This window comes from Pseudomonas sp. HMSC057H01 (assembly GCF_001836405.1).
GTDB lineage: Bacteria > Pseudomonadota > Gammaproteobacteria > Pseudomonadales > Pseudomonadaceae > Pseudomonas > Pseudomonas aeruginosa.
In genome coordinates, this window is the sequence record NZ_KV828379.1 from 71,979 (window position 1) to 84,510 (window position 12,532).

The following is a 12,532-nucleotide window of genomic DNA, read 5'->3' on the forward strand; positions in this document are numbered from 1 at the left end:
TCAGGCCTCCTCGACCAATGGCTGCACCACGACGCCCGCTTCGATCCGCGCCAGGCGCTGCGGATCGCCGATGCCGAACTCGAACTGGGTCACCGCCAGGCTGGCGATGGCGGTGGCCTGACGCAGCACCCGCTCGGCCGGCCAGCCGCTGGCCAGGCCGTGCAGCATGCCGGCCAGCAGGGAATCGCCGGCGCCCACCGTGCTGGCCACGTCCACCGCCGGCGGCCGCGCCTGCCAGGCACCCTCGGCGGCGAACCAGTTGACCCCCGCGGCGCCCTGGGAAATCACCACCTGGCCTACCCCGTCATGGCGCAGGCGTTCGGCCGCCTGGCGCTGTGCGGCCAGGTCATCCATCGGCGCCGAGCAGAGGTCGGCCAGTTCCTCGACGTTCGGCTTGATCATCCACGGCGCAGCCTTCACACCTTCGCGCAGGGCCGCGCCGCTGCTGTCGAAGGCGACCTTCAGGCCGAGGCGCCGCAAGCGCCGCAGCAGTTCGCCCAGCCATTCCGGCTCGACCCCGCGCGGCAGGCTGCCGGCGACCACCGCCAGCTCGTGCTCCCCGGCAAGCCGGTCGAGGCGTTCGAGCAACGCCGCCTGGGCTCGCTCGTCGGCCTCCGGGCCCGGCCCGTTGAGGTCGCTGACGCGCCCGCCGCGCTCGGCCAGCTTGATGTTGCTGCGGGTTTCGCCCGGCACCCGGACGAACGCATCGGCGAAGCCACGACGCTGGAACATGGCGGTGAACGGCGGCTGGTTGTCTTCGCCGAGGAAGCCGCTGACCGTCAACCGATGGCCGAGGTCGGCAAGCACCTGGGCGACGTTCAGGCCCTTGCCGGCGGCCTGGGTCAGCACCGCCTCGCTGCGGTTAACCGCCCCCAGTTCCAGCTGGCGCAGGCGCACGGTGAGGTCCAGCGCCGGATTCAGGGTAATCGTCAGGATCCGCGCCATTACTGCACCTCCGCTTCCACCAGGGCCCGGACCTCGGCGGCGCTCGCCAGGCCCAGGGCTTTGCGGGCCAGGCCGCGCGCAGCGACCAGCTGCAGTTCGCGCACGCCGGCCTTGACCAGGGCGATGCTGCGCGCCGAGACGCTCAGCTCGTCCACTCCCAGGCCGACCAGCAGCGGCAACGCCAGCGGGTCGGCCGCCAGTTCGCCGCAGACGCCGACCCACTTGCCCTCGGCATGGGCGGCGCGGACGGTCATGTCGATCAGTTGCAGCACCGCCGGATGCAGGCCGTCGGCCTGGGCCGAAAGACTCGGGTGGCCGCGATCGATGGCCAGGGTGTACTGGGTCAGGTCGTTGGTGCCGACGCTGAAGAAATCCACCTCGCGGGCCAGCACCGGCGCGAGCAACGCCGCCGAGGGCACCTCAACCATGATCCCCAGTTGCAGGTCGGCCAGCGGGATTTCCTCGCGCAGGCGCAGCGCCAGGTCACGCGCCTGGCGCCATTCGTCGAGGCTGCCGACCATCGGAAACATCACCCGCAGCGGTCGCTCCCCGGCGGCGCGGAACAGCGCGCGCAACTGGGTCTCGAGGATCTGCGGTCGCTGCAGGGTCAAGCGGATACCGCGCAGGCCCAGATAGGGATTCTCTTCGTGGGAAATCGGCCAGTACGGCAGCGGCTTGTCCCCGCCGACATCCAGGGTCCGCGCCACCAGCGGACGTCCGTCGAGGGCGTCGAGCACCCGACGGTATTCCGCTTCCTGGGTCGCCAGGTCCGGCGCGCGGGCGTTGTTCATGAAGACGAACTCGGTGCGCAGCAGGCCAACGCCCTCGGCGCCCAGCTCCACCGCGCGCGCGGCGCCGGCGGTGTCGCCAAGGTTGGCGCAGACTTCCACCGCGTGGCCGTCGCGGGTCCGCGCAGGCTCCAGACGCTGCGCGTCGGCGCGGGCCTGGCGCTGCTGGCGGGCGTCGCGCTCGGCGGCGGCCTGCTGCAACTGTTCGGTGCTCGGCGCCACCTGCAGCCAGCCGTGTTCGCCATCCAGCAGCAGTGCCGTGCCCGGCTCCAGGCCGAGCACCGCCGCGCCGGCGCCGACCAATGCCGGAATGCCGAGGGCGCGGGCGATGATCGCGCTGTGCGAAGTGGCGCCGCCGCGCGCCGTGAGGATGCCGGCGACCCGCTGGGCGTCGAGGCGGGCGACATCGGAGGGGCCGACCTCGTCCATCACCAGGATGTACGGCTGCTCCGGCTCGCGCGGCGCCTCCACCCCGCAGAGCCTGGCCAGCACCCGCCGGCCGAGGTCGCGGAGGTCGGCGGCGCGCTCGGCGAGCAAGGTGTCGTGCAGCGCCTCCTGCTGCGCCGCGCTGTCTTCCACTACCCGACTCCAGGCCGCTTCGGCGCTTTCGCCGCGATTCAGGCGCAGTTGCACCTGCTCGGCCAGTTCCGGATCGTCGAGCATCTCCCGGTGGGTGACGAAAATCTCGCGGATCGCCTTCACCGTGCTGCGTTCGACCAGGCCGACGATCTCCTCGTCCACCGCCCGCTTGGCCCGCAGCAGGCGCTCGCGTTCATGGGCCGGCGACTCGCCACGCGGCTGGAACTCGAAGCGCTGCGCCACCTGGACATGCGCCGGACCACTGGCGATGCCCGGCGACGCGGCGATCGCCTGCAGGCGCTCGCCGGCGCGCAGCGGCGCCGGCCGGGCATCCTCTTCCGCCTCGCCGACGGCATCGGGCAAGGCCTCCTCCGCCAGCGCTTCGACCTCCTCGCCGAGCCCCTCGCGCACCGCGGCCAGCAAGGCTGGCAGCGCGTCCTCGGCGATCGCCGGCTCGGCGCTGAACTCCAGCGTCTGGCCGCGTCGCGCGCCGAGGGCGAGCAGCTTGCTCAGGCTCTTCGCCGAGACGGGGGCCGCCTCGCTGTCGGCCAGGCGTACCCGGATCTCGCCGGCGAAGCCCTTGGCCAGCTGCGCCAGCGCCTGGGCCGGGCGGGCATGCAGGCCATGCGGGTTGGCCAGGACCGCTCGCGCGCTGGGCCAGTCCGGCGGCAGCTCGCCACCGAGCGCCGCGAGTACGCTGCGGCTGCTGGTGGCGCGCACCAGCTCGGCGCCACGCCCTTCCAGCAACAGGTCGCACAGGCGTTCGAGCAGCGCCTGGTGCGCTTCGCCCAGGCTGGCCAGGCAGAACAGCCCGGTGACCGGTTGCCCCTGGTGCTGCAACGGTTGCGCCGGAGTAACGAAGGCCAGCCCGGGGCGCTTCACCAATTGTTCGCTGTGCAACCAGCACAGCCCGTCGCCCAGCGGCAACGGTTCGGTCTGCTGGAGCACGGCGGCGAAGCCGTTCTCCACGCAGCCGGCCTTCTTCAACAGGCGCGCGCCGAGCCAGGCCAGTTCGTCGAGGTCCTCGGCGTTCTGGCCGAGGCCGACCAGTTGTGCGTCCAGCGCCAGTTCCTGCGGCGCGCCCTGCAACAGGCCGAGGACTTCCTCGGCGCTGGCGGCCGCGCTCAGCGCCGGTCCCAGGTCGGCCTCGCCGAGGGCGCGGGTGAGCAATTGCAGGAGCTGCAGGTGTTCGTCGGACTTCGCCGCGATGCCGATGGCCAGGTAGACCTGCTGGCCATCGCCCCAGTCCACTCCCTCGGGGAATTGCAGCAGGCGCACACCGGTGCTGAAGACCAGCTCGCGGGTATCCGGGGTCCCATGGGGTATGGCGATGCCCTGGCCGAGGTAGGTGGAGCCTTGTGCCTCGCGCGCCTTCAGGCCCTCGGCATAGCCGGGCGCGGCCAGGCCGTCGGCGACCAGCGCCGCGCCGAGCAGGCGCAGGGCTTCGGCCTTGTCCGCGGCGCGCTGGCCCATGCGGATCTGCCGGGTATCGAGTTCGAGCATGGAAACCTCCTCAGGAGCGAACGGCTCCCCGTCTCACGTCCGGATCGTCCCGCCGCGCCGAGGCGCGGGCGCGGGATGTGCCGGCGGTAGCGGAAAGCGGCTCGCGGGAGCCTTCCGTACAGCCTGGGGCGGTGATCCGCTTGTTGTCATTGACCTGCCATAGCGCAGGCGGCGCCGCGTTCGGGCTGCGCGAGGCAGCCTGGGGCAGGGGGCGCCGGCTTCGCCGGAATCTTTTGCTGAATCGATTCACTTAATTAAATTGGCACGTTACCCGATAATGATTGATCCTTGAAGCCCAACTTGTCGTCGCCTCCAGTAGAGATCGGTTTGAAACTCAGTGATATCGCCCGCCTGGCCGGGGTCTCGGTGACCACCGCCAGCTACGTCATCAATGGCAAGGCCGCCCAGCGGCGCATCAGCGCCGCCACCGTCGAGCGCGTGCTTGCCGTGGTCGAGGAACACGGCTACCAGCCGGACCAGCAGGCCGCCGGCCTGCGCCGCGGGCAGACCCGCACCCTCGGCTTCATCCTCCCGGACCTGGAAAACCCCAGCTACGCCCGCCTCGCCAAGCAACTCGAACAAGGCGCCCGGGCGCGCGGCTACCAGTTGCTGATCGCCTGCTCCGACGACGAGCCGGAGACCGAGCGCCAGGTGGTCAACCTGTTCCGCGCGCGCCGCTGCGACGCGCTGATCGTCGCCAGTTGCCTGCCGGCCGGGGATGATACCCATGCCCGGCTGGTCGCCGAAGGCCTGCCGGTGGTGGCCATCGACCGCCAGCTCGACCCGCAGCGCTTCGCCTCGGTGATCAGCGACGACCAGGACGCCGCGCGCCGCCTCACCGAAACCCTGTTGCAACCGGCGCCGCGCCATATCGCCCTGCTCGGCGCGCGGGCGGACCTGATCATCAGCCACGACCGCGCCGCCGGCTTCCGCCAGGCGCTGAAGGACTTCCGCGGCGAGGTCATCGTCGAGCATGCCGAGGTGTTCAGCCGCGAGTGCGGACGCCGCCTGATGGAGCAATTGCTCGAGCGCCTGGGCTACCTGCCCGACGCCCTGGTGACCACTGCCTATGTACTCCTCGAAGGCGTCTTCGATGTGTTCCAGGCGCGCGCCGACGGTTGGCCCGAAGGCTTGCGGGTGGCGACCTTCGGCGACACCCAGTTGCTCGACTTCGTGCCGCTGAAGGTCAACTCGATCTACCAGCAGCACGCGCTGATCGCCGCCAACGCCCTCGAACTGGCGCTCCGCGCGGTCGAGGAGAACGACTACCGGCCGGGCCTGCACGCCGTCCCCCGGCAACTCAAGCTGCGCGACTGAGCCGGCCGCCATGCGCCTGGTCGACACCCACAACCACCTCGACTTCCCGGACTTCGACGCCGACCGCGCCGCGCTGCTGCAACGCAGCCGCGCGCTGGGGGTCGAGCGCCAGGTGGTGCTCGGCGTCTACCGCGAGAACTGGCAACGGGTCTGGGACCTGGCGCAGGCCGAGGATGGCCTGTACGCGGCGCTCGGCCTGCACCCCGTCTACCTGGCGCGGCACCGCCCGCAGCACCTGGACGACCTGCGCCAGTGGCTGCAACGCCTGCGCGGCGAGACGAAGCTCTGCGCGGTCGGCGAGATCGGCCTGGACTACTACCTGGAACACCTCGACCGCGACGCCCAGCAGGCGCTGTTCGAGGCCCAACTGCGGCTGGCCGCGGAATTCCGCCTGCCGGCGCTGATCCACGTGCGCCGTGCCCACGCGGCGACCATCGCCACCCTCAAGCGCATCCGCCTGGAGCGCCGTGGCATCATCCATGCCTTCGCCGGCAGCCGCGAGGAAGCCCGCGAGTACCTCAAGCTCGGCTTCCGCCTCGGCCTCGGCGGCGCGCCGACCTGGCCGCAGGCCAACCGCCTGCGCAAGGTGGCGGCGGAGCTGCCGGCCGACGCCATCGTGCTGGAAACCGATGCGCCGGACATGGCGCCCTCGATGTATCCCGGCCAGCGCAACAGTCCGGAGCACCTGCCGGACATCTGCCGCGCCCTCGCCGAGCTGCGCGGGGTCGACGCCGAGGAACTGGCGGCGAGCAGCAGCCGCAACGCCGCCGAGCTGTTCGGCTGGGACTGATCAAGCGTCGCGCAGGACTTCCGGCGCCAGTTGCGGGTACGTCTCGCGCAACGCCTCCAGGCAGGCCGAAAGCTGCGCCGCTTCCTCCGGCAGGCGCCGAGCGAAGTCGCTCCAGCCTTGCAGACGCAATCGCCGGGGCATCGGCACCAGGCCGCTGATGGCGTCCCAGAAGGCATCCCAGTTGCATCCGTACCACGGCGGCAACGCCAGGGCCTCGCGCAGGCGTTCGTGCAAGCGCGCGGCGCTGTCCACGTCCGCCAGCTCGATGGCCAGGCTCGCCGCCCGGTTCAGTTCCTCGTCCATGGAGCCTCCGCCAGCAATGCGTCGCAACGCTCGCGCACGAACGCGCGCAAGAGGGTCACCGGGCGGGTCAACTGGGCGCGGTGGGTACACAAGAGGTTCATCGGCGTCGCTTCGCCCTGCCACTCCGGCAGCAGCAGGCGCAGGCGCCCGGCGCGCACGTCCTCGGCCACGTCCAGCCAGGACTTGTAGACCAGTCCCTTGCCGGCCAGGGCCCAGCGCCGCACCACGTCGGCGTCGTCGCAGACCCGGTCGCCGGCGACCGTCAGGGTCAGGCTGCGGCGGCCCCGCTGGAACGCCCAGCGGTCGTGTACCCGGCCGCCGAGTTGGTAGAGCAGGCAATTGTGCTCGCGCAGGTCGTCCGGCTGGCGCGGCTCGCCGCGCTCCGCCAGGTAGCCCGGCGCGGCGCAGAGCACTCGCCGGTTGTCCGGCGCCAGCGGCAGGGCGACCAGGCTGGAGTCGGCCGGTGCGCCGTAGCGGATCGCCACGTCCACCGGTTGCCGGTAGAGATCGGTCACCCGGTCGCCGAGCAGCAGGCGCAGGCTCAGTTGCGGATAGCGCGCCTGGAACTCGTCGAGCCAGGGCAGCAGCAGATTGCGGCCGAAGTCGGAGGGCGCGGAAAGCTGCAGCACCCCGGCGATCTGGTCCTTGCCGCCCTGCAGCAACCGGCGCCCCTCCTCCAGGCTGCGCAACGAGGCGCGGGCATGCTGGAGGAACGCGTCGCCCTCGGGAGTCAGGCGCAGGCTGCGGGTGGAGCGGGCGAACAGGCGTACCTCCAGCTCGCTTTCCAGGCGCTTCAGCGCCGCGCTGGCCACCGCCGGGGAAATCTCCAACTGGCGCGCGGCGGCGGACAACGAGCCGCTGTCGCTGGTGTGGACGAACACCTGGAGGTCGTCGTAACGCAGCATTTTCAAGATTCCTTTGAAAGAGTCTTCCCTGATAGCCTGTTTTTCAGCGATTTGAAATAGCCCATCCTGACTCCGCCCCATCGAAGGAACCCACCATGAGCACACCCCTCACCCTGATCGCCACCATCACCGCCGCCCCCGGCCACGCCGAGGCCCTGGAACGCGAATTGCGCGCCCTGGTCGCCCCGTCGCGCGCCGAGGCTGGTTGCCTGCAGTACGACCTGCATCAGGACCGCCACGACTCCCACCTGTTCTACATGATTGAGCAGTGGCGCGACGACGCCGCCCTGGAGCGGCACCAGAACACCGAACACTTCCTGCGCTTCAGCCGCGGCAACGAAGCCCTGCTGCAGAACGTGAAGATCGACCAACTCTATCGCCTCGCCTGAGGCCCGTTTCCCGGAGTTCCCATGAAAGCTGTCGGTTACTACCAATCCCTGCCCATCGACCATCCCGACGCCCTGCTCGACCTCGAACTGCCCGAGCCCACGCCGGGCCCGCGCGACCTGCTGGTGGAGGTCCGCGCCATCTCGGTCAACCCGGTGGATACCAAGGTCCGCCAGCGCGCCCAGCCGGAAGCCGGCCAGGCCAAGGTGCTGGGCTGGGATGCGGCGGGCGTGGTGCGCGCGGTCGGCAGCGAGGTCAGCCTGTTCCGTCCTGGCGATCGGGTCTGGTACGCCGGGGACATCACCCGCCCCGGTAGCAACAGCGAGCTGCATCGGGTCGACGAGCGCATTGCCGGGCACCTGCCGAAAAGCCTCGACTTCGCCCAGGCCGCGGCCCTGCCGCTGACCACCATCACTGCCTGGGAACTGCTCTTCGAGCGCTTGCAGATCGCCGAAGGCAAGGCCGACCAGGGCCAGAGCCTGCTGGTGGTCGGTGCCGCCGGCGGGGTCGGTTCGATCCTGGTCCAACTGGCCCGGCAACTGACCGGCCTGAACGTGATCGGCACCGCCTCGCGCGCAGAGACCCAGGCCTGGGTCCGCGACCTCGGCGCGCACCATGTGATCGACCACGGCAAGCCGCTGGCCGAAGAGCTGAAGCGGATCGGTGTCGCCGAGGTCAGCCACGTCGCCAGCCTGACCCACACCGACCAGCACCTCGAACAGATCGTCGCCGCGCTGCGCCCGCAAGGCCGCCTGGCGCTGATCGACGACCCGGCGTCGCTGGACATCGGCAAGCTGAAGCAGAAGAGCCTGTCGCTGCACTGGGAGTTCATGTACACCCGCTCGATGTTCCAGACCGACGACATGATCGAGCAGCACCGGCTGCTGGAGCGGGTCGCCGGGCTGATCGACGAAGGCGTGTTGAAGACCACCGTCGGCGAGCATTTCGGCCGCATCGACGCGGCCAACCTGCGCCGCGCCCACGCGCTGCTGGAGAGCGGCCGGGCCAAGGGCAAGATCGTTCTCGAAGGGTTCTGAACGGCAGGACCACGGGGCGCGGCGTTTTCCACCCTACCGCCGTGCCCCTGGCCTTTGCTATCCCGCCTTGCGCACCCTCAGCGCAGCCTCGATCTCGCCAAGGATCGTCGGGTCGTCGATGGTCGATGGCGCCGCGTAATCCTCGCCATCGGCGATCTTGCGCAGCACCGCGCGGAGGATCTTCCCGGAGCGGGTCTTCGGCAGCCGCTTGACCACCACCACCCGCTGGAAGCAGGCCAGCGCGCCGATCTGTTCGCGGACCAGCGCCACCAGCTCGCGCTGCAGTTGCTCGGCGGCGATCCCGGCATCGTCCTTGAGCACCACCAGGCCCAGCGGCACGTGGCCCTTGAGTTCGTCCCGCACGCCGATCACCGCGCACTCGGCAACCGCCTGGTGCTGCGCCACGCGTTCCTCCATCTCGCCGGTGGAGAGGCGATGCCCGGAAACGTTTATCACGTCGTCGGTGCGCCCCATGATGTAGACGAAGCCGTCCTCGTCGAGATAACCGCCGTCGCCGGTGTGGTAGTAGCCGGGATAGTTGCCCAGGTAGGCCTGCAGGTAGCGCGGGTGGTCGCCCCAGAGGGTCTGCGCGCAGCCCGGCGGCAACGGCAGGGCGATGACGATCGTGCCCTGGCGGTTCGCTCCCAGCGGCCGGCCTTCGTCGTCCAGCACCTGCACGTGGTAGCCGGGCACCGCGCGGTTGGTCGAACCGGCCCGCAGGTCGTGGCCGGCGATCCCGATGCAGGGCGCGGTCACCGGCCAGCCGGTCTCGGTCTGCCACCAATGGTCGTGGACCGGCCGCCCGGTGTGCTCTTCCAGCCAGTGCTGGGTGCTGCTGTCGAGCTTCTCGCCGGCCAGGAACAGGTGGCGCAGCGAACTTAGGTCGTAGCGCTTCACCCGTTCGCCATGCGGGTCTTCCTTGCGGATCGCGCGGATCGCCGTCGGCGCGCAGAACAGGCTGTTCACCCTGTGCTCTTCGATCACCCGCCAGTAGGCGCCGGCGTCCGGCGTACGCACCGGCTTGCCTTCGTAGAACACTGTGGTACAGCCGCACATCAGCGGGCCGTAGACGATCAGCGAGTGGCCGACCACCCAGCCGACGTCGGAGATCCCCCACCAGACGTCGCCGGCCTGCATGCCGTAGATAGTGCGGACCGCGTAGCGCACCGCCACCGCGTGGCCACCGTTGTCGCGGACGATGCCCTTGGGCTTACCGGTGGTGCCCGAGGTGTACATGATGTACAGCGGATCGCCGCTGGCCACCGGCAGCGGATCGGCCGGCTCGGCGGCGGCGAGGCAGTCCTGCCAGTCCAGGTCGCGGCCCGGGTGCAGGCGCGCGAGCGCCTGCGGGCGTTGCCAGACCATGACGTGGGCAGGCTGGTGGATCGCCAGTTCGAGGGCCTTGTCCACCAGCGGCTTGTATTCGATCACCCGGTCGAACTCCAGCCCGCAGGAAGCGGTGAGCACCAGCTTCGGCGTGGCGTCGTCGATGCGCAGGGCCAGCTCGTAGGGAGCGAAGCCACCGAACACCACCGAATGCACCGCGCCCAGGCGCGCGCAAGCGAGCATCGCCATGGCCGCCTGCGGCACCATCGGCATGTAGATGATCACCCGGTCGCCCTTGCCGACCCCGAGGGCCCGCAGGGCGCCGGCCAGGCGCGCCACTTCGTCGCGCAGCCGCAGGTAGCTGTAGCGGTCCTGGGTGCCGGTCACCGGCGAGTCGTAGATCAGCGCGGTCTGTTCGCCGCGCCCCTCCTCGATCTGCCGGTCGAGGGCCAGGTAGGCGCTGTTCAGGCGGCCATCGGCGAACCAGCGATGGGTGCCGTCGGGCAGGCTTTCGAGGATATTCGCGGGCGCCTGGTACCAGGCCAGGGAACGGGCCTGTTCGGCCCAGAACGCGGCCGGCTCGGCGATCGAGCGGGCGTGCTGCTGCAGGTACGTCATGTTCCAGCCCTCTGATTGTTCTTATTAGGGATGAAGCAGTGAGTGAGCCTTGGAGTATGGGCGGGCGCCGGGCACCCGCCATCAACCTTTGGTCGTAGGGGTCAGTCCTTGCCGCGGTAGAGCTTCTGGATGCTGGAGAAGTCCAGCCCGTCGTGCTCGGCATCGGCCTGGGCGTGCAAGCTGAACAGGTTGCGCGCCAGCGCGCCGAGTGGCGTCGAGGCCTGCACCGCCTGGGCGTTGGCCAGCGCCAGGCCGAGGTCCTTGTTCATCAGGCGCACCTGGAAACCGCCGGCATAGCCGTTGCTCGCCGGCGCCTGCGGCATCACCCCGGGCCAGGGGTTGTAGAGGTTCAGCGCCCAGTTGCCGCCGGAACTCTGCTTCATCACCTCGGACAGCACCGCCGGATCGAGGCCGTTCTTCACCCCCAGCGCCAGGGCCTCGGCGGTGCCGGCCATGAGGATGCCGAGGAGCATGTTGTTGCAGATCTTCGCCACCTGGCCGGCGCCGTGATCGCCGGCGTGGAAGATGTTCCGGCCCATGTTCTCGAGGATCGGCCGGGCCCGCGCGAAGCCTTCGGCGGGGCCGCCGACGATGAAGCTCAGGGTGCCGGCGCGGGCGCCGCCGACGCCGCCGGAAACCGGCGCGTCGAGCAGGGTCAGGCCCTTCGCCGCGGCGGCCTCGGCGACCTTGCGCGCGGTCTCCGGGGCAATGGTCGAGCAGTCGATCAGTAGGGGCTTGCCGGCGACCCGCGCGAGCAGGCCGTCGGCGCCGAGATACAGGCTTTCCACGTGCTGCCCGGCCGGCAGCATGCTGATCACCACTTCGGCGCCTTCGCAGCACTGCAAGGCGCTATCGGCGCCCTGCGCGCCCTGCTCGACCAGGCTCAGCACGGCCTTGGGCTGCAAGTCGAAGACATTCACCCGGTGGCCAGCCTTGAGCAGGTTGGCGGCCATCGGCCCACCCATGTTGCCCAGGCCGAGGAATGCGATGTCGGTCATCGGTCCGTCTCCCTTTCAGCGCATCTGGATCGAGAAGTTGGTCCCGGCCACGCTATCGCTGTCGAACCAGCGCGCGGTCACGGTCTTGGTCTCGGTGTAGAAGCGCACGCCCTGCTTGCCGTAGGCGTGCAGGTCGCCGTAGAACGAGCCCTTCCAACCGGTGAAGGAGAAGAACGGCAGCGGTACCGGAATCGGGATGTTGATGCCGACCTGGCCGACCTCGATGTGGTGCTGGAAGGTCCGCGCCGCGGCGCCGGAGCTGGTGAAGATCGAGGTGCCGTTGCCGTAGGGGCTTTCGTTGATCAGGCGGATCGCCTGCTCCAGGCTGTCGACCTCGGCCAGGCAGAGCACCGGGCCGAACACCTCTTCGCGGTAGATCGCCATGTCCGGGCGCACCCCGGCGAACAGCGTCGGGCCGACCCAGTTGCCGTCCGGGTATCCCTCGACCTTGTAGCCGCGGCCATCCAGCAGCAGTTGCGCGCCCTCCTCCACGCCCTGGCCGATCAGACGCTCGATGCGCGCCTTGGCCTGCGGGTTGATCACCGGGCCGTAGCTGGCGCCGCTGTCGTCCCATGGGCCGGGGCGGACCTTGGCCAGCGCGTCGCGGATTTCCGGAATCCACTCGCGGGCGGCCCCCACCAGCACCGCCACCGAGATCGCCATGCAGCGCTGCCCGGCCGCGCCCACCGAGGCACCGACCAGGTTGCTGATGACCTGTGCCTTGTCCGCGTCGGGCATGATCACCATGTGGTTCTTCGCCCCGGCGAAGCTCTGCACGCGCTTATTGTGCGCGGTGCCGGTGTGGTAGACGTACTGGCCGACGGCGACCGAGCCGACGAAGGACACCGCCTTCACCTGCGGGTGCTTGAGCAACTGGTCGACCTGTTCCTTGCCGCCATGCACCACCTGCAGCACGCCCTTCGGCGCACCGGCCTCGAGGAACAGCTCGGCGAGCCGCACGCTGGTCAGCGGCACCTGCTCGGAAGGCTTGAGGATGAAGGCGTTGCCGCAGGCGATGGCCAGCGGGAACATCCAC

The 12,532-nt window shown here is 70.2% G+C and carries 11 protein-coding genes; 4 read left to right on the top strand and 7 right to left on the bottom strand.

Translation table 11 applies throughout. The annotated features are described in order from the left end of the window. Both pfkB and ptsP read right to left on the bottom strand, forming a co-directional pair. On the bottom strand, window positions 1-945 hold the full coding sequence (pfkB, locus tag HMPREF2581_RS00775) for a 1-phosphofructokinase (RefSeq protein ID WP_003138072.1): 945 nt from the start codon (window positions 943-945) through the stop codon (window positions 1-3). Beyond that, window positions 945-3,815, bottom strand: a complete 2,871-nt coding sequence (gene ptsP, locus HMPREF2581_RS00780) for a phosphoenolpyruvate--protein phosphotransferase (protein ID WP_003138070.1) — start codon at window positions 3,813-3,815, stop codon at window positions 945-947. Before ptsP ends, pfkB begins: the two co-directional genes overlap by 1 nt. A gap of 327 nt (window positions 3,816-4,142) precedes the next feature. Between ptsP and cra the strand changes: the two genes are divergently transcribed. Continuing rightward, the gene (gene cra / locus HMPREF2581_RS00785) at window positions 4,143-5,132 is read left to right on the top strand and encodes a catabolite repressor/activator (RefSeq protein WP_003104372.1); all 990 of its coding nucleotides are present in this window, start codon (window positions 4,143-4,145) and stop codon (window positions 5,130-5,132) included. Between the two features lie 10 nt (window positions 5,133-5,142). Beyond that, window positions 5,143-5,922 carry a TatD family hydrolase gene (locus tag HMPREF2581_RS00790; RefSeq protein WP_016254276.1) on the top strand — a complete coding sequence of 260 codons (780 nt, stop codon included), beginning with the start codon at window positions 5,143-5,145 and terminating at the stop codon, window positions 5,920-5,922. Here the strand turns inward: HMPREF2581_RS00790 and HMPREF2581_RS00795 are convergent, their stop codons facing one another. Continuing rightward, entirely contained in the window at window positions 5,923-6,225 is a 303-nt protein-coding gene (locus HMPREF2581_RS00795; RefSeq protein ID WP_003111769.1) for a barstar family protein, read from the bottom strand. Further along, window positions 6,210-7,130, bottom strand: a complete 921-nt coding sequence (locus tag HMPREF2581_RS00800; protein ID WP_003138065.1) for a LysR family transcriptional regulator — start codon at window positions 7,128-7,130, stop codon at window positions 6,210-6,212. The genes HMPREF2581_RS00795 and HMPREF2581_RS00800 overlap by 16 nt, the downstream gene beginning before the upstream one ends. A 95-nt stretch (window positions 7,131-7,225) precedes the next feature. Here HMPREF2581_RS00800 and HMPREF2581_RS00805 point away from each other — a divergent pair, with 95 nt between their 5' ends. Both HMPREF2581_RS00805 and HMPREF2581_RS00810 read left to right on the top strand, forming a co-directional pair. Continuing rightward, entirely contained in the window at window positions 7,226-7,519 is a 294-nt protein-coding gene (locus HMPREF2581_RS00805) for a putative quinol monooxygenase (RefSeq protein WP_003104358.1), read from the top strand. A gap of 21 nt (window positions 7,520-7,540) precedes the next feature. Then, window positions 7,541-8,554, top strand: coding sequence for a zinc-binding alcohol dehydrogenase family protein (locus tag HMPREF2581_RS00810; protein WP_003104356.1), 1,014 nt, complete (start codon window positions 7,541-7,543; stop codon window positions 8,552-8,554). Between the two features lie 57 nt (window positions 8,555-8,611). Here the strand turns inward: HMPREF2581_RS00810 and HMPREF2581_RS00815 are convergent, their stop codons facing one another. The 3 genes from HMPREF2581_RS00815 to mmsA all read right to left on the bottom strand — a co-directional run. Then, window positions 8,612-10,498, bottom strand: a complete 1,887-nt coding sequence (locus HMPREF2581_RS00815) for a propionyl-CoA synthetase (RefSeq protein WP_003138062.1) — start codon at window positions 10,496-10,498, stop codon at window positions 8,612-8,614. Window positions 10,499-10,599: 101 nt separating this feature from the next. Further along, on the bottom strand, window positions 10,600-11,496 hold the full coding sequence (gene mmsB / locus HMPREF2581_RS00820) for a 3-hydroxyisobutyrate dehydrogenase (protein ID WP_003130016.1): 897 nt from the start codon (window positions 11,494-11,496) through the stop codon (window positions 10,600-10,602). 15 nt (window positions 11,497-11,511) lie between these two features. Beyond that, window positions 11,512-12,532: CoA-acylating methylmalonate-semialdehyde dehydrogenase (gene mmsA, locus HMPREF2581_RS00825; RefSeq protein WP_070867296.1), on the bottom strand; the 1,021-nt coding region annotated here is incomplete at its 5' end.

Coding starts and splice junctions, on each gene's coding strand:
- pfkB (WP_003138072.1), bottom strand. CDS start 945: ATGGCGCGGATCCTGACGATTACCCTGAATCCGGCGCTGGACCTCACC.
- ptsP (WP_003138070.1), bottom strand. CDS start 3,815: ATGCTCGAACTCGATACCCGGCAGATCCGCATGGGCCAGCGCGCCGCG.
- HMPREF2581_RS00790 (WP_016254276.1), top strand. CDS start 5,143: ATGCGCCTGGTCGACACCCACAACCACCTCGACTTCCCGGACTTCGAC.
- HMPREF2581_RS00795 (WP_003111769.1), bottom strand. CDS start 6,225: ATGGACGAGGAACTGAACCGGGCGGCGAGCCTGGCCATCGAGCTGGCG.
- HMPREF2581_RS00800 (WP_003138065.1), bottom strand. CDS start 7,130: ATGCTGCGTTACGACGACCTCCAGGTGTTCGTCCACACCAGCGACAGC.
- HMPREF2581_RS00805 (WP_003104358.1), top strand. CDS start 7,226: ATGAGCACACCCCTCACCCTGATCGCCACCATCACCGCCGCCCCCGGC.
- HMPREF2581_RS00810 (WP_003104356.1), top strand. CDS start 7,541: ATGAAAGCTGTCGGTTACTACCAATCCCTGCCCATCGACCATCCCGAC.
- HMPREF2581_RS00815 (WP_003138062.1), bottom strand. CDS start 10,498: ATGACGTACCTGCAGCAGCACGCCCGCTCGATCGCCGAGCCGGCCGCG.
- mmsB (WP_003130016.1), bottom strand. CDS start 11,496: ATGACCGACATCGCATTCCTCGGCCTGGGCAACATGGGTGGGCCGATG.